Origin of the sequence: Aeromicrobium sp., assembly GCF_023146395.1 — a bacterium.
GTDB lineage: Bacteria > Actinomycetota > Actinomycetes > Propionibacteriales > Nocardioidaceae > Aeromicrobium.
This window is the reverse complement of sequence record NZ_JAGLCD010000004.1, coordinates 230,337-250,019: the sequence shown is the minus strand read 5'-3', so window position 1 is coordinate 250,019 and position 19,683 is coordinate 230,337. Positions and strand designations below refer to the sequence as shown.

The window sequence follows — 19,683 nt, the reverse complement described above, 5'->3', positions numbered from 1 at the left end:
GACGGCCGATCACCGACAGTCAGGCGGGTTCGAGGCAGCTGAACTGCTTGCGGTAGGCCAGCGGGGCCACGCCCCGGGACTGCGTGAAGTGGTGACGCAACGTGGCGGCGTTGCCGAATCCGACCCGCGAGGCGATCTGCTCGACCGAGAGGGTCGAGTTCTCCAGGAGCTCCTCGGCCAGGGCGATGCGCTGACCCGTGATCCACTGCAGCGGCGTCGTGCCGGTCTCGTCGCGGAAGCGGCGGGCGAAGGTGCGCGCCGACATGTGGGCCTGGCGCGCCAGCCGGTCGACCGTGAGGGTCTCGTCGAGGTGGGCCGCGACCCACGCCAGGAGCGGTGCGAGGGTCTCGGCCTCCTCGGCCCGCACGGGCGTCCGGACGAACTGGGCCTGTCCACCGTCACGGTGCGGCGGCACGACGATGCGCCGGGCGGTGGTGGCGGCGACGCGTGCACCGTAGTGACGTCGCAGCAGGTGCAGCGCCGCGTCGATGCCGGCCGCCGACCCGGCACCGGTCACGATGCGGTCGTCCTCGACGTAGAGCACGTCCGGGTCGACGATCGCGCCCGGGTAGGCCGCCGCCAGACGCTCGCCGAACCGCCAGTGCGTCGTGCACCGACGACCGTCCAGCAGGCCGGCCGCTCCCAGCAGGAAGCTGCTGGAGCAGTGCGCGAAGATCCAGGCCCCGCGGGCGTGCGCCCGAGCGATCGCCTGCAGGACGGCTGGCGAGTGGTTCAGGTAGTCGTACTTCGGGGCGATGCAGATCAGGTCGGCGTCCTCCAGCTCCTCGAGCCCGTGGTGCACGACGACGTCGAAGCCGGCGCGGCCCTTCACGACGCCCGGGGACTCGGCGCAGACCACGAAGTCGAACACGGGGTTGTCGTCGTCGGGGTGGTACGGCTCGGCCCAGACCTCGCAGATCGACCCCAGCCCGAAGGGCTCGACACCGTCCTGCACGACCGCGACGACCTTGCGCAGCGGACCTGAGGGGGCCGGAACTCGTGACGGGTCGCCGTAGGGCTCGATCTCCATCGGCCCATCCTGCCACAGAGTTGGCGGTTATTCGATGAGCACTGTCATTACTGCCACTGGTGGCAGTAATGAGTTGTTCAAAGAATTACTGCCATGATCCTCTTCGTCGCCGCCACGTTCCTGCTGACCCTCCTCGCCGCCGGCGAGATCGCGCGGCTCGTCCACCGCGACGGTCTCGGCCAGCGCACTCCCCCACGCAGCCACCCCGCAGACGCGTTCGAGCCCGGCCACCGCGAACGGTGACCGGGCTCGGAACGAGCTCGATGTCGGCGAACGGCTGAGACAGGCTCAGCCAGCGATCACTCGCCGCCGGTGAGCTTCTCGCGCAGCGCCTGCAGGGCCTCGTCGGACGCCAGCGAACCCGCACCGGGGCCGCCGTCGGCGGCCTCGGGGACCTCCGAGGAGTAGTTGCTGGCCTCGCTGGCCTCGATCGCAGCCTTCTCGGAGTCGGCGATCTGCTTCTTGTGGGCCTCCCAGCGCTCGTGCGCCTCGGCGTACTGCTTCTCCCACGTGGCGCGGGCCTCTTCGAAGCCCTCCTGCCACTCGCCGGTCTCCGGATCGAAGCCGTCGGGGTAGATGTAGTTGCCCTCCTCGTCGTACGAGGAGGTCATGCCGTACAGGGTCGGATCGAAGTCGTCGGCGACGGCGGCCTCGGTCTCGTTGGCCTGCTTGAGCGACAGCGAGATGCGGCGACGCTCCAGGTCGATGTCGATGATCTTGACCATGACCTGGTCGTTGATTTGCACGACCTGCTCGGGGATCTCGACGTGACGCTCGGCGAGCTCGGAGATGTGCACCAGGCCCTCGATGCCCTCCTCGACGCGCACGAACGCACCGAAGGGAACGAGCTTGGTGACCTTGCCCGGCACGATCTGACCGATCTGGTGGACCCGGGCGAAGTGCTGCCAGGGATCCTCCTGCGTCGCCTTGAGCGACAGCGAGACGCGCTCGCGGTCCATGTCGACGTCGAGCACCTCGACGGTGACCTCGTCGCCGACCTGGACGACCTCGTTCGGGTGGTCGATGTGCTTCCAGGACAGCTCCGAGACGTGCACCAGACCGTCGACGCCGCCGAGATCGACGAAGGCGCCGAAGTTGACGATCGAGCTGATGACGCCCTTGCGGACCTGGCCCTTCTTGAGCTCGGTCAGGAAGTTCTGGCGGACGGCCGACTGCGTCTGCTCGAGCCAGGCACGGCGCGACAGGACCACGTTGTTGCGGTTCTTGTCGAGCTCGATGATCTTGGCCTCGAGCTTCTGGCCGATGTAGGGATCCAGGTCGCGGACACGGCGCATCTCGACGAGCGAGGCGGGCAGGAAGCCGCGCAGACCGATGTCCATGATGAGGCCGCCCTTGACGACCTCGATGACGGTGCCCTCGACGACGCCGTCCTCGTCCTTGATCTTCTCGATGTCGCCCCAGGCGCGCTCGTACTGGGCGCGCTTCTTGGACAGGATCAGACGGCCTTCCTTGTCCTCCTTCTGGAGGACGAGGGCCTCGACCGCGTCACCGACGGCGACGACCTCGTGGGGGTCGACGTCGTGCTTGATGCTCAGCTCGCGGGAGGGGATGACACCTTCGGTCTTGTAACCGATGTCGAGGAGGACCTCGTCACGGTCGACCTTGACGATGGTGCCTTCGACGATGTCGCCGTCGTTGAAGTACTTGATGGTCTTGTCGATCGCCGCGAGGAAGTCTTCCTCGTTGCCGATGTCATTGACCGCAACCTGCGGTGCGACAGCAGGTGTTGCGATGCCAGAAGTCATAGCCGGTGGGCTCCGATGGATGGATGGAATTGGTGGACACGCCGAAGGCCCTGGATCGTGGGGACGTGGTCCCCGGAGATACACGAGCGCCAGTCTGCTCAGGTCCGAGACGGACGCAGGCCATCAACGCCCCTCAAGGGTACGCGACGGCACTTCTTCCCGTGAATGCGGGGCGGGCCGTCCCTAGGGCGCCGGAGCCAGGAAGGCGCCGAGCGACCGCACGTAGGGCGTGACGTCGGCCGCAGCCATCTGCTCGCGGGCCGAGTGCATCGCGAGCTGCGGGGCGCCGACGTCGACCGTCGTGATGCCGGTGCGCGCCGCGCTCATCGGCCCGATCGTCGATCCGCAGGGCAGGTCGGCGCGGTGCACGTAGCGCTGCAGCGGCACGCCCGCCTGCTCGCACGCCAGGGCGAACGCGACGGTTCCGCGCGTGTCGGTGGCATAGCGCAGGTTCTGGTTGACCTTGAGCACGGGCCCTCCGCCGGCCACGATGCGGTGCAGCGGCTCGTGCCGGTCGGCATGGTTGGGATGGGTCGCGTGGGCCATGTCGCCCGAGGCGCAGATCGACCCGGCCACGGCGCGGTGCACGTCGTCGCGCGTGCCGCCGGCCGCCAGGACTGTGCGCTCGAGGACCGTGGCGAGCAGGTCCGACTGGGCGCCGCGCTCGGAGGTGCTGCCCACCTCCTCGTGGTCGAACAGCACGACGACGGACCGCAGGCCCTCGACGTCGGCGGCATCGATCAGCGCGCGCACGGCGGCGAAGCAGGTCGCCTGGTTGTCGAGCCGCGGGGCGGCCACGAGCTCCGCCGACGCCCCGACCCGCGTCGAGGCCAGGGTGTCGGCGGTCATGAGCTCGAAGCCCAGCACGTCGTCGGGATCGAAGCCCTCGCGACGGCCGAGCCAGGTCAGGAACGGTTCGTCGCCCGTGCCCCAGACCGCGTCGAGGTGACGCTGGCGATCGGGCGCGGACGAGGCGTCGCGGTCGAGGTGGATGGCCAGGTTCGGCACGCGCAGGACCGGGTCGGCCACGTGCACCAGACGCTCGGTGCCGTCGCGCAGACCGATCCGGCCGGCGACGCCGAGGTCGCGGTCCAGCCAGGTCGTCAGCAGCGGACCGCCGTACGGCTCGAGGGCCACGACCGCGAGATTCGCGAACCGCCGGTCGTGGTGCTGCTTGAGCCGGAGGTTGGGGCTGTCGGTGTGGGCCCCCACGATCCGGAACGGGTCGGAGGGCGACGTCGAGGCGGTCGTGGACCACGCGGCGAGCGAGCCACCTCGCCGCACGAGGTAGCGACCCGGCTCGGTGGGCCACGGGTCCCGCTCGGCCACCTCGACCCAACCGGCCTCGACGAGCCACGCCGCCGCGGTGGCCGTGGCGTGGAACGGCGAGGGCGAGGCGTCGATGAACTGCAGCATCCGGTCGGCGTCGTCCATGCGGTGAGCCTAGCCGCGGGCCCCGGTGGACCTGCCAGATGTCACGATCGGGGGGTGACGACGTCCCCGCGGTACTTCGCCGAGCTCGACGGGCTCCGGGCCGTCGCGTCGATCGCGGTCGTCGCGACCCACACGGCGTTCGCGGCCGGCGTCTACACGCACGGCACGTGGGGCGCTGCCACCCAGCGTCTCGAGGTCGGCGTGGCGATCTTCTTCGTGCTGTCGGGATTCCTGCTCGGCCTGCCGCACCTCGAGCGCGCCCAGAACGGACGCCCGGTCGAGAGCACCCGCCGGTACGCCGTGAAGCGTCTGGCACGGATCCTGCCGGTGTACTGGGTCGTCGTCGTGGTCGCCCTGGTCGCGGTACCGGCGAACCGCGGGTCCGGGCTCGGGGTCTGGATCGGCAACCTGACCCTCGTCGAGCACTTCCGAGCCCCGTTCCTGCCGACGGGGCTCAGCCAGATGTGGAGCCTCTCGGTCGAGGCCGCGTTCTACCTCGTGCTGCCGCTGCTGGGCGCAGGTCTGGCCTGGATCGCCCGGCACAGCCGGAACCGGGTCCGGTCCGTGCGGTTGACGCTGCTGGCGCTCGGCCTGCTCGGGGTCGCCTGGACCACGGTGGCGCGGCTGCCGGAGCTGGCCCTCGACTGGCCGGCGCGGCAGCTCCCGGCGAGCCTGGCCTGGTTCGTGGGCGGCATGCTGCTCGCGAGCATCGTGGCCGACGGCGGCACCACGCGGTTGTCGCGGGTCACGACGACCCTCGTCCGCGACCGCCTGACCTGCTACCTGACCGCCGGAGCCGTCTTCGTGTTCGCGGCGACGCCCGTCGCGGGGTCCCCGTTGCTCGTGGCGCCGAGCGCCGGCGAAGCCGTGACCCGCCACCTCGCGTACCTGGTCATCGCCCTGCTCCTGGTGGCGCCGTCGGTGCTGGCGCCGCGGGCGGGCTCGGTGCTCGCCCACCCGATCAGCCGCCATCTCGGACACACGTCCTTCGCGCTGTTCTGCTGCCACCTGCTCGTGCTCGAGGCGGTCATGGCGGTCGGCGGGTTCACGCTGTTCGCGGCGAGCTGGCCGCTCCTGCTCGGACTGGTCCTCGGCGTGAGCCTGCTCGTGGCCGAGCTGCTGCACTACCTGGTCGAGCGGCCGGGGATGCGCCTGGTCCGGCGCCGCTCCCCCGCGTCGGGCATTGCGGCAGGCACCGAGGCCGACGCCAACACCACGACCACCACCCCCAGCGCGCACCACTGAGCCAGGGCGGGGGGTGCGCCGTCGCCGAGCAGCGTGGCCACCGCGGCCGTGCCCGTGAGGGCCACGACGGCCGCCGGTGCGAGGACCCGCGCTGCTCCGGCGGACCGTGGGTGCAGCACGTGAAGCAGCGCGAGGGCGCCGACCGCCGCGAGGGCGCCCGGCGTGCCGCCCAGCAGGCCCGCCGTCAGCACCGCGCCACCCATCATGACCGGCGACGAGGCCCATCGTGAGGCTCGGCCGTGATCGGTCACCGGCGCAGCGTCACGCTCACGACGACGGCTCGCCAGGACCACCGCGGCGAGCAGCACGGCCAGCACCCCGCCACCGAGCAGGACCGCGCGATACGCGGCGGCCGGCGCGAAGCGCTCCTGGAGCGCCGACGCGTCGCGGGCCGGGACCACGTAGCCCTGCTGCCAACCGTCGACGCGGACCGCGGGCACGGCCCGGCCGTCGACCGTCCCCTGCCAGGCGTCGTTGGTGTTGTGCCCGGTCGGCACGACCACGAGGTCGGAGGTGCCCGGCGCCGCGAGCGGCACCGAGTCCGCGTGCAGGACCACGATGCCCGCGTCGAAGAGGCCCGACGCCCGTGACGTGATCCGGTGCTCCCCCGCCGCCAGTTCGATATCGGGAGCCTCGCAGGCCACGAGCTCGGACGTCGACCCCGTGACGAGGTCCTGCGGCGTGGTGAACACCGAGGTGGTCGTCGCCGCGCCGTCGATCGTCACCGTCGGTCCCGTGCCGCACGGCAGGGCCAGGGTGCGTCGGTCCACGACCACCTCGGAGGCCGGGGCTCCCTCGACCGAGAGCTCGCTGACCCCGACCGGCAGCACCGGCAGCGTCCCGTCGCGCGGGTTGTCGCGAACGTCCTCGGCCGAGACCAGGACGACCCGGAAGCTCTCGCCGCTGACCGGCTCGCTCAGCTCGAACACGCCGTTTCTCCCGCGGGCCGTGGCCCGCTCGCCGGTGTCGCTGACGACCCCGATCCGCGCGACCGACGAGGCGGGCAGGGACTCGTCGGTCCTGAGCGTGAGCTCGGTGAGCACCTGCGGACTGGACCAGCTGAGCGTCACGGTGGGGTCGAGGTCCTCCGGGTCGGCGATCCACCCCGTCGCGGCCGAGCCGTCCAGCGTGAGCGAGACCGTGGTCGCTGGGTCGTTCGACAGCGTCGACGAGCTGCGCAGCTGCATCGGCTGCCCCTGCTGCAGGACCTCGTCCAGGGCCGGCCCACCGACCGGCGAGGCGCGCACGTCGAGCGTGAAGACATCGTCGGCCGGCAGCGCGACGATCCGGTCGATCGACCAGGCGTCCTCGCCCGGCTCCTCCTGGTCGACGCGGCAGCGTGCGATCAGCTCCACGTCCAGGCAGCCCGGGCGCACGCCGTGGTCGAGGCCGAGGACGACGGTCGACACCGGTCCCTCGGCCCGTGGGAGCACCAGCGGCCGACTCACGGTGAGGGCGGGACTGGAGATCTCGGCGATCTGGAAGCGGCCCAGGGGAACCCGCGCCCCGGCGACCTCGATGCGGTCGACGCGACCCACCTCGACCTCGACCGCGGCGTCGCCGATCGCCTGCACGGTGCGCGGACCGTCCTGGGTGTGGACCGTGAGCTCCTCGGTCGCGCCGGGCGGCTGACCCGTCCGGATCGTGACGACGCCCAGGTCGGTGGGCTCGTCGAGCTGGAGCCGGATCCAGCCGGTGTCGGTCCGCGACTGCCACGCCGACCGGGGGTCGCCGTCGAACGCGGACCACGGGCCGGCCGAGGGACGGCTGCCGCCACCGACGCCGGCGTCCGACCGTGACGAGGAGGCCGTCAGGCCGCGGGCTCCCTCGAGCTCGACGACGCTCGCCGAGGTGTCGTCGGCCGCGTAGTCGTGCGTGCCCCGGTCGAACCGGTAGGGCTCCCCCGGTCCGAGCGCCGCCGAGCGCTGGCGGTCGACGGCGCTGAAGTCGACCTCGGACCGCCGCTGCCCGTCGGTCAGCACCCACGGCCCGGTCGACGACTCCGGGCGATCGCCCGCGAGGAACGTGGAGCCCGGCGGGAGCACCCCGAGGGTGTCCAGCGCCGCGAGCGTGCCGGCGTCGCCGACCACGACCGGAGCCGTGTCGACCGGCGTGAACGGGGTCGGCGCGTCCTGGACCTCGAACACGATCACGGCCGGCTGCTCGGTCTGCCACCCCCCGGAGACGAAGAAGCGCTGACCGTCGATCTCGGTGCTCGGGTCGCTGCCGAGGTCCGGGCCGAAGCTCGCGACCTCCACGAGCCCCGGAGTCGAGGTGAGGGTGTGGTCGATCAGCTCGGCACGGGACGGGTCGACCCGGTCGGCCAGGTCGAACCGCACGACGACGTGACGGATGCCGGCCCGGCGCAGCGTCGCGGCCAGGCCCGTCGGGGAGCCGGAGGACGCCTGGTCGGTGACGGCGTCGAGCATGCGGATCGTGCCCGGCGGCGTGAGCGGCACGACCGACCGAGTGATCCAGGGGGTCGTGGCCAGCGGCTGCACGACCTCGTCGCCCGTGCTCCCCCAGATCTGGTCGGCGAAGCTCGAAGCGGGCAGCACCAGCGCCGCCGGAGAGTCGTGGTCGGCCAACCAGGTCGTGGTCTGCGACCAGTAGTCGGGCACGGCGTCCCAGGAGCCGCGCGGCGCCACGTGGCCGGCCCAGGCCGGGAGGGTCACGGCCAGGACGGCGCTCCCGACGGCGAGGCGCGCCGTCCAGAGCCGGACGTCGGCGAACGTGCGCTCGCGGTCGGCGCCCAGCCAGACGGTCACCGCGTGCGCGAGTCCGAGCACCAGCGGAAGCCGCGCGACGACGTCGAACTTGTGGGCGTTGCGCAGTGGAGCCAGGCTGCCGTCGAGCGCGGTCTGCAGCTCGGGCGCGAACCAGCCCGACACGGTGCCGGTGTGCCCGATCGTCATGAGCACCAGGCCTGCGGCCAGTCCGGTCACGAGGAAGCGTCGGTGCGGCAGGTCGCGGCGCACGAGCCCGACGGCCCCGATCGCGACCAGGACGAGGACCTGGCCGACGATGACGGGCGTCGTGAGGATCTCCCGGCCCGCGACGGCCTGCCACGACACCCGCGGCACCCAGTTCGTGGTGCCGCGGAGGGCGTCCAGCACGGTGGCGGTGCTGGAGGTCACGGTCGAGCTCTCGATGTAGTCCAGGAACGGCGGGCTGTACTGCCCCAGCAGGAGCAGCGGCACCAACCACCAGAGCACGGCCACGAGCACGAGCGGTGGCCACCAGAGCAGCAGGGCGCGGCGGCGCGGGCCGCGGGGGGCGAGCAGCAGCCACAGGACCGCGAGCGGCAGCACGGCCGACGTGGCCACCGCGTTGACCCCGCCCACGCAGCCGACCGCCAGCGCGCTCAGTCCGGCCTGCCGCCAGGCGCGGCCCCGACTCAGTCCGATCACGAGCGGGACCAGGACCCAGGGGGCGAGCGCGGTGGGCCACATCTCGATCGAGCTCGGTCCGATCACGCTGAGGAACCGGGGCGAGAGCGCGAACAGCACGCCGGCGAGCAGGCGGACGCCCGGGGTCCCGATCCCCAGCTCCCGGCACAGGCGCACGACGCCGCAGCAGGCGACGCACCACAGCAGGGCCCACCAGAGTCGCTGCACGACCCACGGGTCGAGCTGCAGCACGTCGCCGACCCAGAAGAACGGGCCCATCGGGAACAGGTACCCGTAGGCCTGGTTCTGCACCTGGCCCAGCTGGCCGTCGGGGTCCCAGATCGAGACCGCCCGGGACAGCCAGGCGCCCGGATCGACCACCAGGTCCACCTTGGTGTCGCCCACGACCCGCCCCGGCGCCTGCAGGAACGCCAGGGCCGTCAGCGCCGCGCACACCGCGACGAGCCGGAACCTTTCGGTCAGCGCTTGCGCAGCACGATCGCGAGGTTCCATGTCACCGCCTCGCGCAGCAGCGGGACCGCGACGACCCAGTGCAACCACCGGGGCAGGTACCGCGGCGCCAGGGAGAGGACCTCGATGTCCGGGTGCGACCGGGCCCACCGGATGCCGGGCCCGGCCGTGGCCGCGAACATCGACTCGCCGAAGACGTTCTTCGGCGGGTGCCCGTGCCGGCGTTCGTAGCGACGGCGCGCCCGGTGACCCCCGAGCAGGTGCCAGGGCGACGTCTCGTGCCCGCCCCACGGACCGAACCAGAGGGTGTACGAGCAGAACACCAACGCTCCGGGCTTCGCGACCCGCACCATCTCGTCGGCCATGGACCACGGCTCGGGCACGTGCTCGAGGACGTTGGAGGAGTACACGACGTCGAACGAGTCGTCGGCGAACGGCAGCTGCATCCCGCTGCCGATCACGGTGCCGGGCAGCAGCTCACCGAGTCCGGACAGCTCGCCCACGTCGGAGTCCAGGGGGGTGTACCGCGCACCGCGACCCGTGAACGCGTCGGCGAAGTAGCCCGGTCCCCCGCCGACGTCGAGCACCCACTGACCCGCGAGGCCGTGCGGCAGGTGCGACTCGACGTGCCGCGCCGAGTCGGCGGCGAGCAGGCCGTAGAACCGGGCCGGGTCGGACTGCTCGTGACCGAAGGCCCGCCAGAGTCGCCACGCCCGGGACGTCGTGTGACGGAACGGCCGGGAGGCGTCCGCATCGGGGTCTGGCACCGCGACACGATAACCCGCTCGGGATCCATCCCAGTGCTAGGCTCCGCTCGAGATCGTGACCTACGTCACGAGCGAGCGTCGGGTTGAGGGACCCGGACGCTGAGGGAGTTCTTGAGGGAGAACGAGTCACCATGCACGTGCTGTTCTGCAACTGGCGCGACACCAGCCACCCCGAGGGTGGCGGTTCGGAGTTCTACGTCGAGCAGATGGCTCGCGGACTGGCCGAGCGCGGCCACCGCGTCACCATCGCCGCGGCGTCGTTCCCGGGCGCTGCGAAGGTCGAGACCACCGGCGGGGTGCGCTTCGTGCGCAGCGGCGCCAAGTTCGGCGTGTACCTGCAGATCTTCGCCCGACTCCTGCTGCGACGCTACGGCCGCGTCGACCTCGTGGTCGACGTCCAGAACGGGCTCCCGTTCTTCACCCGGTGGGCCACCCGCAAGCCCGTGCTCGTGCTGCTGCACCACGTGCACCGCGAGCAGTGGCCCGTCGTGTACCCCGGACTCGTGGGTCGCGTCGGCTGGTGGATCGAGAGCCGGCTCGCGCCACGGATGTACCGGCGATCCCGGTACGTCACGGTCTCGCAGGCGACGCGCCTGGAGCTCGTCGATCTCGGCGTCGACCGCGACCGCGTCGCGATCGTCCACAACGGCACGATCCCGGCACCGCGCCTCGGCGGACCGCGCAGCACGACCCCGCGCCTGTGCGTCCTGGGTCGTCTGGTGCCGCACAAGCAGGTCGAGCACGCGATCGACACGCTCGCCGACCTCACCGAGGAACATCCCGAGCTCACGCTCGACATCGCGGGCGACGGCTGGTGGGGCCAGGAGCTCCGGGCACACGCCGAGGCGCGCGGCGTGGCCGATCGCGTCAGGTTCCACGGCTTCGTCGACGAGGCCACCAAGCACCGACTGCTCGCCGAGGCCTGGATCATGGCGATGCCGTCGCTCAAGGAGGGATGGGGACTCGTCGTGGGCGAGGCCGGCCTGCACGGCACTCCGACCGTCGCGTACGCCTCGGCGGGCGGCACGCAGGAGTCGATCGACCACAAGGACTCCGGAGTCCTGGTCGACACCCCGGAGCAGCTCACCAAGGCAATCGGCGGGATCCTCGCCGATCCGTCCTGGCGCCGCTTCCTCGGCGACGGCGCGCGCACCAAGGCAGCGTCGCTCTCGTGGGAGGCCTCGCAGTCCCGCTTCGCCGAGGAGTGCGCCCGCGCTGCGGGTGCGTGAGAACCAGACCTCGGCTGACCGCACGGCGCGCCTCTGACAAGCGGCACGGACCAGCAGCGGATGGCTCGGCGGTCCGTCCTCCGACCGCACGCCGTGGCGGGACCGAAGATGAGGGTTCGTGGTTCCCAGGACAACCGTAACCCCTCGTTCTTCGTCAGAAATCGACTAAGAACGAGGGGTTATGGGCGCCAGGGCACCCTCAACCCCTCAACCTTGCTGCCGACGGCGATCACCCGACCTACAGGGGCAGCGCGCGCCTGAGGACCTGTCGCGCGTCGCCCGCGGCCTGCACGACCCGGCGCCGACCGGCCGCCGAGACCCGCCGCCACCGGGGTGCCCCAGGCGGCGCGCCGGCCGCCACCGCGTCGCGCGCCGCCCAGACGCCCCGCACGTACGAGGTCCCCCACACCGCGCGGGACGGACGCTCACCGGAGGCCAGGAGCTGCTCGACGCGATCGACCACGACCTGCGCCGGCGGGCGGTCGCGCCCCTCGAAGTAGCTGCGGCGAAAGTTCGCCGACATCGTGCCGAGGTCGTCGGCGCCGACCTGCTCGAACGTGCGCAGCAGCCCGCTGTCGAGGAACACCTGGTTGCCGTAGCGCTCGTGGATCCCGAGATCGGCCACCAGCGCCACGTCCAGGCCACGGTCGAGCGCCTCCAGGCACGCCGTCGACGAGATCGTCAGCAGCAGGTCGGTGTCGTCCAGGAGCTGCGTGATCGGGTCGTAGACGATCGCGAAGTTCGGCGGGGTCGGCACCCCGTCGAGCACGTCCTCGGGATGGTGCTTCATCCGGTGGAAGGTGTCCTCGCCCGGCCGGTGTCGCGGCTTCAGCAGCACCTGGCGCTCGGGATGCTCCCGCGCGTACGCGACGAGGCAGTCGTAGACGTGACGACGCTCGCGCGGAGCGGCCGGCACCGTGGGCTGGTCGGCCCACAGGACGGTCCGCGGAGGCCTCGCGGCCCGCGGCTCGGCCGGACGGCGCGACAGGAACGGCAGCCCCGTCAGGAGGAGGTTGTCCGCGCCGAGGCCGAGTGCCTCACCGACCTGGGTGAAGTGCGCGAGATCGGCTCCGGAGTTGACCGCGACGACGTCCGTGCACGCCCGGTCCAGGTATCCGGCCGTGATCTTCTCGATGATGATGCCGACCCAGCCCGAGACCAGCACGGGTCCGACCTCACCGGTGCCCGCCAACCGGGCCGCCAGGTCGTGGCACAGGCGTTGCACCAGGGGCCCGGCGAGGGCCACCACGACGATGTCGCACGCCGCCGCGTCCTCGACGATGCGCTCCCACGGACGCAGGTCGACCCGCTCGAACCCGGCGTCGGCGATCTGGGCCGACGACAGGGCCGACTTGCGGTCGGACGGTGCCACCGCGGTACAGACGACACCGCGCTCGACGAGCTCCGATCGCAGCGGTGAGCACCACTTGAGCTGGGAGTCGAAGGCCGCGATCAGCAGCGCGCGCGGAGGTCTCATCCACCCCACGGTAGGACCGGATCCGGCCTCGTCGCCGAGGTGCCGCACATCGTTCACCTAACGTTCCGCACCCGGACCACGACGCGCCGCCGGTCACGGCATTCTGCCAGTCCTACCAGGGATTTCCAGGCGTCGCGCGGCCGTTGGCCGGGGGTTGCCGTGTCGTTCACCACCTGGACGCCAGCGATCTCTAGCGTCCGCCACATGACCCATGTGGCCCCTGCGCCGGCACCGGTGACACCCGTGCCGGCGGCACGCGGTGTGATCGCCGTGATCCCCGCTCGCGGCGGGTCGAAGGGCGTCCCGCGCAAGAACCTGCGCGAGCTCGGCGGCGAGCCGCTGATCGGTCGCGCCGTGCGCACGCTGCGCGAGGTGCGCGCCATCAACGCCGTGATCGTCTCGACCGAGGACGAGGAGATCGCCGACGCCGCCCGCGGCTACGGCGCCCTCGTGATCGATCGCCCCCGCCGCCTGGCAGGCGACTCCGCCAGCTCCGAGTCGGCCCTCCGGCACGTGCTGGACGAGCTCGGCAGCTACGGATCGGTGCCCGAGGTGACGGTGTTCGTGCAGGCCACGAGCCCGTTCATCGAGCCGGCCGACGTCGACCGGGCCATCGCCCTGGTGCAGGACGACGTGGCCGACGTCGCGTTCAGCGTCGCCGGGAGCCACGCGCACCTGTGGACGACCGGCCCCGACGGGCCGGTGGGCGTCAACCACGACGCGTCGACGCGCCTGCGCCGCCAGGACCGTCCGCCCGAGTTCGTCGAGACCGGCGCGTTCTACGCGATGCGGACCCGCGGATTCTTGGAGCACGGCCACCGGTTCTTCGGGCGTCTCGAGATGGTCGAGGTCGACCCCGCCGACGCGATCGAGATCGACACGACCGACGACTTCTCGCTCGCCGAGCTCGCCCTCGCTCATCGCGAGGCCCACCGCCCCTCACCCCTGCGGGTCCGAGCCGTCGTGACCGACTTCGACGGAGTGCACACGAGCGACCGCGTCACGGTCGACGAGCACGGCACGGAGTCCGTCACGGTCAACCGCTCCGACGGCATGGGTGTCGCGATGCTCAAGAAGGCCGGGATCGATCTCTTGATCCTCTCGACCGAGACGAACGGTGTCGTGGCGGCCCGCGCGGCCAAGCTCGGCGTCGAGGTCATCCACGGGTGCGACGACAAGCCGACCGCCCTGCGCGCCTGGGCGAGCGAGCGGGGCATCGCCCTGACCGACATCGCCTACCTCGGCAACGACGTCAACGACATCGGCTGCCTGCGCCTCGTCGGCTTCCCGGTCGCGGTCGCCGACGCCCACCCCGCCGCGCTCCACGCGGCCCACATCGTGCTCCGACGCCATGGCGGCGACGGAGTCGTCCGCGAGCTCGCCGATCGCGTGCTCGCGGGGACCACGTCACACCATCGAGAGGGACGAGACCATGGCTGAATGGCAGCAGCTCGGCGACGAGATCGTCGGACCGAAGCGACCCACGTACGTCATCGGCGAGATCGGCATCAACCACAACGGTGACCTCGACGTCGCCAAGAAGCTGATCGACGTCGCGGCGCTCGCGGGCGCCCAGGCGGTCAAGTTCCAGAAGCGCACGCCCGAGATCTCCACGCCGCCGGCGATGCGCGACACGATCCGCGAGACCCCCTGGGGTCAGATGACCTATCTCGACTACCGCTACAAGGTCGAGTTCGAGCGGGACCAGTATCTCGAGATCGCCGAGTACGCGAGCAGCAAGGGCGTCGAGTGGTTCGCGTCGCCGTGGGACGTCCCCTCGGTCGACTTCCTCGAGGATCTCGGGGTCGTCGTCCACAAGGTCGCGTCCGCGTCCGTCACCGATCTCGAGCTGCTCCAGGCGCTGGCCGCCACCGGCACCCCGATCATCCTGTCGACCGGCATGAGCACGCTCGAGCAGATCGACCGTGCCGTCGAGGTCCTGTCGACCGACCGCCTCGTGCTGATGCACGCCACATCGACCTACCCGCTGCCCGCGCAGGAGGCCAACCTGCGCATGATCCACACGCTGCAGCAGCGCTACGGGGTGCCGGTCGGCTACTCCGGCCACGAGCCCGGCCTGCAGATCTCGCTCGCCGCCGTCGCGATGGGCGCGTGCGCGATCGAGCGGCACATCACGCTCGACCGGACCATGTGGGGCTCGGACCAGGCCGCGAGCCTCGAGCCGCACGGGTTCATGAGCCTGGTGCGTGACATCCGGATCCTCGAGATGGCGTTCGGCGACGGCATCAAGCGCATCATGCCGGGCGAGGAGGCCCCCATGAAGCGGCTGCGGCGCGAGCCCGCCCCCGCGCCGACCGTCTGATGCCGCCGGGCCCTCGCCCTCCGGGGGACGCCCCTGATCGCCGGGTCCTGGTGGTGACCGACGCGGACTCCTACGTCAAGTGGGGGGCGGCACTCGCGAGCCGGGTGCCGCCCTCGTGGGCCGTGCGGTTCACGGTGGCACGGGGGTCCGCCGAGCCGTCGGAACGTCAGGTGACCGAGGCCGTCGCCGGCAGCGTCGTCGACCCTGCCGCAGTCGAGCGCGTCGGCCTGGACGACCTGCGCTCGATCCTTCGGGACTGGCGGCCCGACGTGCTGGTCGCTGCAGCGCGAGGACTCACGGTGCAGACCCTGATCGAGCTCGCCGTGCCCAACCGCCCCGACCGCCCCGTCCTGGTCAGCGGTCTGCCCGGCATCGCCCTGCCCGTGCTGCCCTACGGCCTGGGCTTTCGCCGGTCGGTCGACCTCTTCGTGCTGCACAGCCACCGTGAGATCCGTGCCTTCACCGAGGCGAGCCGGGCACTCTCGATCCCCCACCGCTACGCCCTGGCACGCCTGCCGTTCCTGGAACCACCGACCGCGGAGGTCGAGCCGGGCGCTGCGACCCGCGACCGGATCATCTTCGCCGCCCAGGCCCTCGTGCCGGAGTCACGACCGGAGCGGATGGCCCTGGTCGAGGCGCTCGTGCGGACCGCCCGGGCGAACCCGGGTCTCGAGGTCGTGGTCAAGGTGCGGGGCACGACCGACGAGCCCCAGACGCACGCCGACCAGCACCCCTACCCGGCCCTGCTCAAGGAGATCGACGTCCCGGCCAACCTGCGGGTCGAGTCCGGGCCCATGGCGGCGCACCTCGCCCGGGCCGTGGGCCTCGTGACGGTCAGCTCGACCGCGCTCCTCGAGGCCGTGGCCAGCGACGTGCCGGTCCTCGCCCTGACCGACTTCGGCGTCGAGGCGCGTCAGATCAACCTCGTGTTCGAGGGCAGCGGACTGCTGCACGACTCCAGCGAGCTCGTCGCGTGCCGATTCCGCCGCCCGACCGCCGCCTGGTGCGCGGACAACTACTTCCACTCCCCCGCTGACGACACCTGGCTGACCGAGCTGGACGACCTGCTGCGGCTCCGGGACCGGGAGGGATTGCCGCCGTATCCGACCGCGCCCGACGGGCCGCGCAAGCGGGTCACGATGTTCTTCTACCGGCACCAGGCCTTCAGCGGTGACTCCGGGCCCGTGTCCAGGATCGCCGAACGTGCCGTCGTGGCCCTCGCGCTGCGCGTCTCGCGCAGCCCGTGGGTCGTCACCCGGCGCTTCCGACCGGCTCGGACCGCCCCCATGGGCGATGCCGTACCGGTCGACGACCGCACGGGGTGAGTCCGGCCTGCTCCCTCGTGCAGGCCGAACTGGATCAGTTCGAGCCGTAGTTGACGGTCTCGACCGTGTCGACCGAGTTCGGACCCGAACCTGCCGGGCTGCTCGTCTGCACGGACTGGCCGACGCCGTAGGCGGTCGCGCCTGCGAAGAGCAGACCGACCGCGAAAGCGACGATGGCGACTGAACGCTTCTGAAGTGTCACGTTTTCTCCCTCTCTATGACCTGGGTCACGATACCAGTCATGAGGTCAGGATCTGGACGTCCGGCGGCCCGCCGCCACGAGGCGGCGCAGCCGGCCCACGCCCCGTGACGCGGCCACCAGCAGGGCGATGCCGACCGTGAGCGCGGCGAGGGCCCACCCGGCCGTCACGGCGAGCTCGGCCTCCTCGGTGGGCACGACGGACCGGGCCCCGTCGATCGCCAGGACCCGCAGGTCGGAGCCCTCCGGGCCGATCTCTCGCGCCGCCGCGACGGCTGCCGGCAGCGGCACCTCCCCCTGCGCCTCGACGTCCACGACGACGAGGCCGATCCCCAGGGCACCGAGCCTGGCGGGCGTCGCGGCCGGATCGGCCAGCACGGCGGCGACGTCGCGGGCCCGGGGGTCCTCGCTGGCCAGCGTGGTGCCCGACACCGTGAGGGCATCGCTCGCGACCGTCTCACGGTCGAAGAAGCGTGCCGCCGGGTCGATCACCGTGCGGTCGCGGTTCCATTCCGGTGACCGGTAGGGCTGGAACGGCAGGGTCAGCAGATCGCCCGGGACGTCGCTCGCCGCGATGACGCTCGCCGCGGCGGCCCAGTCGTCGGGGTACTCCACGGGGGTCAGGCGTCCGTCGACGCCGTTCGCGAGATCGGGCAGGGCGGCCAGGGGCAGCGCGAGCACCGCCGCCGTCCCGACGACCGCCCACCGGCCGTCCGAGACGATTCCCGCGACACGGCGGCCGAGCAGGCGCGCGCCGTACGCCAGCGCGACGACGTGGAACGGCACGGCGAGCGCGAGGTAGCGCGTGCCGTCGCGCAGCACCCCCGCGGACCCCTGCCACGCCACCAGGTCCTCCAACGTGCCGGGCGACAGCCACCCCCAGGCGGCGATCGCGTGGCCGAGGACGGCCAGCGTGGCGAGCGGGGCCAGGAGCCGCCGGTCGCTGCGCGCCCAGTGGACGACTCCCGCCGCGAGCACCAGGAGCAGCACGACCACGAGCACCGCGGCCACGGCCGTCGTCCGCGACGACGGGACGACCTCGGTGTTCCAGACGCCACCCAGGGAGGCCATCGTGCCGGCGTGGCCCAACGGGCCCTCGGACTGTGCGGCGAACGCGCGGACCCCCGCGGGATCGCTCTCGACCGGGGCCAGACGGACCGCGGTCGCGACGATCCACGGTGCGTTCAGCGCCAGAGCCAGGACCACGATCCGCAGCACCCCGGAGCGCCATCCCGCCACGAGGGCCACGACCAGACCCATGAGACCGGTCGCGACCGAGAGCGCCGTGCCCGCCAGGGCGAGCGTCAGCACGACACCGCGCACGTGGCGGGGGTCCCGCACCGCGACGACGATCCACGGCAGGCAGGCGAGCGCGATGATGACCGGCCACTGACCGAGCACGAGTCGCTCCGCGACGAACGGGTTCCACAGCGCGTACGTCGCCGCGACCAGTCGCGCCCCCAGGCCGAGGTGGTCGACGAGTCGCGCCGCACCCACGCCGCCGAGCGCGAGGGCACCGATGAGCATCACGCGCTGGAGCACGACGGGATCGACGACCTGCGACAGCACGGCCACGACGCCGTCGGAGGGAACCGCCCGCGGCACGGCGCTGCCGGTGCCCCAGAGGTCGAAGCGGTCCAGCGTCCACGTCGGGATCCAGACCATGTCGTAGGACAGCAGGAATCCCGGACCCCGCCAGGGCAACGCCACCAGCAGCGCCAAGAGCACCGACCACTGCACCACCACGAGGTCGCGCCAGCGCTGCATCACGGCGCTCACCCTAGACCGAGGTCGCCTATCGTGGGCGCGTGAAGCGTGCCGGAGGTCTGCTGTCGGGGAGCACCCTCGTCGCCGCCGGCATGATCGGGGCCAACGCTGCGGCCTACCTCATGACCATCGTGGCCGCCCGGCTCCTGGTGCCGCGCGACCTCGGCGCAGTCACGGCGCTGCTCGGCATCATCCAGATCGGCACCGTCGCCGCCCTGACGCTCCAGGCGGTCACGGCACGTCGGATCGCCGTCGCCCCGCAGGACCGGGACACCACGATCGGCACCGTCGCTCGCGTCGCGATCGCGATCTCGCTCGGCACGGGTCTCCTGGCCGCCGCCGTGACGGTCGCGCTCGTGGAACCCCTCGGGCTCGGGTCGATCTGGCCGGCGCTGCTCACGGGCGCCACGCTCGTTCCCCTGACGATGATGGGCGCGATGGCCGGAGTCGCCCAGGGGGCCGAGCGATGGCGGGCCCTCGCCGCGATCTACCTGGCCAACGGCTTCGGACGCCTCGGGTGCGGCGGACTGGCGATGGCCATCGACCCGTCGGTCACCGCCTGCCTCCTCGGGCTGGCCATCGGCTCCTGGGCGCCGGTCCTCGTCGGACTCCCGCAGGTGCGCGGGCGCGCCGCTGACGCCCGCGGCACCAGCCGTCGCCCGTTCGTGCGCGAGGCACTGCTGGGCTCGCACGCCCTGCTCGCCTACTACGCGCTCAGCAACGCCGATGCGCTCCTGGCGCGCTTCCTGCTGAGCCCGCACGACTCGGGTCTCTACAGCGCGGGCCTGATCCTCTCCAAGGCGGCGGTCTTCCTGCCGCAGTTCGTCACGATCGTGTTCTTCCCGCTGCTGGCCCGCGACGAGACGTCCCGCTCCCGCCACCTCGCGGTGCTCGGGGTCGCCACCCTCGGCCTGCTCGCCACGGCGCTGCTGCCCCAGGTCGCGCTCATCGCCGTGGGCGGCAACCAGTACGCCGAGATCGCCGACCGCCTGTGGATGTTCGTCCTGGCCGGCTCCCTGCTCTCGATCGTCAACCTCCTGGTGTGGGACGCGCTGGCGCGTCACGCGCACGGCATCGTGACCTCGGTCTGGATCGCCGTGAGCTCGCTCGTCGTGGCCGCCGTGGTGCTCCAGGTCGGCATCGTCGGTCTGGTCACGAGCGTGATCGTCGTGGCCCTGGCGCAGGTGGCCTTCGTGCTGCTGGCGCCCGGTGCCCGTCCGCGACAACCGGCCCCCGGGAGGGTGTAGCGCCGTCAGGGGCA

The 19,683-nt window shown here is 72.1% G+C and carries 14 protein-coding genes and 1 pseudogene; 7 read left to right on the top strand and 8 right to left on the bottom strand.

Going from position 1 to position 19,683, the window contains the following annotated elements; translation table 11 throughout:
• Window positions 1–19 precede the first annotated feature (19 nt).
• Window positions 20–1,030: a helix-turn-helix domain-containing protein gene (locus KAG51_RS03235; RefSeq protein ID WP_290580565.1), complete on the bottom strand. Its 1,011-nt coding sequence runs from the start codon at window positions 1,028–1,030 to the stop codon at window positions 20–22.
• A gap of 93 nt (window positions 1,031–1,123) precedes the next feature.
• Here KAG51_RS03235 and KAG51_RS03230 point away from each other — a divergent pair, with 93 nt between their 5' ends.
• Window positions 1,124–1,273 (top strand): hypothetical protein, encoded by a 150-nt coding sequence (locus KAG51_RS03230; RefSeq protein ID WP_290580563.1) that lies wholly within the window; start codon window positions 1,124–1,126, stop codon window positions 1,271–1,273.
• A gap of 56 nt (window positions 1,274–1,329) precedes the next feature.
• Here the strand turns inward: KAG51_RS03230 and rpsA are convergent, their stop codons facing one another.
• Together rpsA and KAG51_RS03220 are read right to left on the bottom strand one after the other, a co-directional pair.
• Complete coding sequence (gene rpsA, locus KAG51_RS03225) at window positions 1,330–2,796, bottom strand: 30S ribosomal protein S1 (protein WP_290580561.1); 1,467 nt, start codon at window positions 2,794–2,796, stop codon at window positions 1,330–1,332.
• A 183-nt stretch (window positions 2,797–2,979) separates the two neighbouring features.
• Entirely contained in the window at window positions 2,980–4,230 is a 1,251-nt protein-coding gene (locus KAG51_RS03220) for a M18 family aminopeptidase (RefSeq protein WP_290580554.1), read from the bottom strand.
• Here KAG51_RS03220 and KAG51_RS03215 point away from each other — a divergent pair.
• Window positions 4,174–5,328, top strand: a pseudogene (locus KAG51_RS03215) (acyltransferase); the annotation flags it as partial. The gene KAG51_RS03220 and the pseudogene KAG51_RS03215 overlap by 57 nt on opposite strands.
• Before the next feature lie 26 nt (window positions 5,329–5,354).
• Here KAG51_RS03215 and KAG51_RS03210 read toward each other — a convergent pair.
• On the bottom strand, window positions 5,355–9,377 hold the full coding sequence (locus KAG51_RS03210; protein ID WP_290580552.1) for an alpha-(1->3)-arabinofuranosyltransferase family protein: 4,023 nt from the start codon (window positions 9,375–9,377) through the stop codon (window positions 5,355–5,357).
• Complete coding sequence (locus KAG51_RS03205; RefSeq protein WP_290580550.1) at window positions 9,344–10,102, bottom strand: class I SAM-dependent methyltransferase; 759 nt, start codon at window positions 10,100–10,102, stop codon at window positions 9,344–9,346. The genes KAG51_RS03210 and KAG51_RS03205 overlap by 34 nt, the downstream gene beginning before the upstream one ends.
• 131 nt (window positions 10,103–10,233) lie before the next feature.
• Here KAG51_RS03205 and KAG51_RS03200 point away from each other — a divergent pair, with 131 nt between their 5' ends.
• Entirely contained in the window at window positions 10,234–11,331 is a 1,098-nt protein-coding gene (locus KAG51_RS03200; protein WP_290580548.1) for a glycosyltransferase family 4 protein, read from the top strand.
• A gap of 238 nt (window positions 11,332–11,569) precedes the next feature.
• Here the strand turns inward: KAG51_RS03200 and KAG51_RS03195 are convergent, their stop codons facing one another.
• Complete coding sequence (locus tag KAG51_RS03195; RefSeq protein WP_290580546.1) at window positions 11,570–12,808, bottom strand: DUF6716 putative glycosyltransferase; 1,239 nt, start codon at window positions 12,806–12,808, stop codon at window positions 11,570–11,572.
• A gap of 204 nt (window positions 12,809–13,012) precedes the next feature.
• On the opposite strand from KAG51_RS03195, the gene KAG51_RS03190 reads away from it, so the two are divergent.
• The 3 genes from KAG51_RS03190 to KAG51_RS03180 are packed head-to-tail and all read left to right on the top strand — an operon-like array spanning window position 13,013 to window position 16,456.
• Window positions 13,013–14,248 carry an acylneuraminate cytidylyltransferase gene (locus KAG51_RS03190; RefSeq protein ID WP_290580544.1) on the top strand — a complete coding sequence of 412 codons (1,236 nt, stop codon included), beginning with the start codon at window positions 13,013–13,015 and terminating at the stop codon, window positions 14,246–14,248.
• Window positions 14,241–15,131: an N-acetylneuraminate synthase family protein gene (locus KAG51_RS03185; RefSeq protein WP_290580542.1), complete on the top strand. Its 891-nt coding sequence runs from the start codon at window positions 14,241–14,243 to the stop codon at window positions 15,129–15,131. Before KAG51_RS03190 ends, KAG51_RS03185 begins: the two co-directional genes overlap by 8 nt.
• A 53-nt stretch (window positions 15,132–15,184) precedes the next feature.
• Window positions 15,185–16,456: a DUF6716 putative glycosyltransferase gene (locus KAG51_RS03180; protein WP_290580540.1), complete on the top strand. Its 1,272-nt coding sequence runs from the start codon at window positions 15,185–15,187 to the stop codon at window positions 16,454–16,456.
• A 34-nt stretch (window positions 16,457–16,490) separates the two neighbouring features.
• Here the strand turns inward: KAG51_RS03180 and KAG51_RS03175 are convergent, their stop codons facing one another.
• A complete protein-coding gene (locus KAG51_RS03175) occupies window positions 16,491–16,658 on the bottom strand; it encodes a hypothetical protein (protein WP_290580538.1) in 168 nt (55 codons plus the stop codon).
• A gap of 45 nt (window positions 16,659–16,703) precedes the next feature.
• Window positions 16,704–18,425 (bottom strand): hypothetical protein, encoded by a 1,722-nt coding sequence (locus KAG51_RS03170; RefSeq protein ID WP_290580536.1) that lies wholly within the window; start codon window positions 18,423–18,425, stop codon window positions 16,704–16,706.
• Between the two features lie 38 nt (window positions 18,426–18,463).
• On the opposite strand from KAG51_RS03170, the gene KAG51_RS03165 reads away from it, so the two are divergent.
• Complete coding sequence (locus tag KAG51_RS03165) at window positions 18,464–19,669, top strand: hypothetical protein (protein ID WP_290580535.1); 1,206 nt, start codon at window positions 18,464–18,466, stop codon at window positions 19,667–19,669.
• Window positions 19,670–19,683 lie beyond the last annotated feature (14 nt).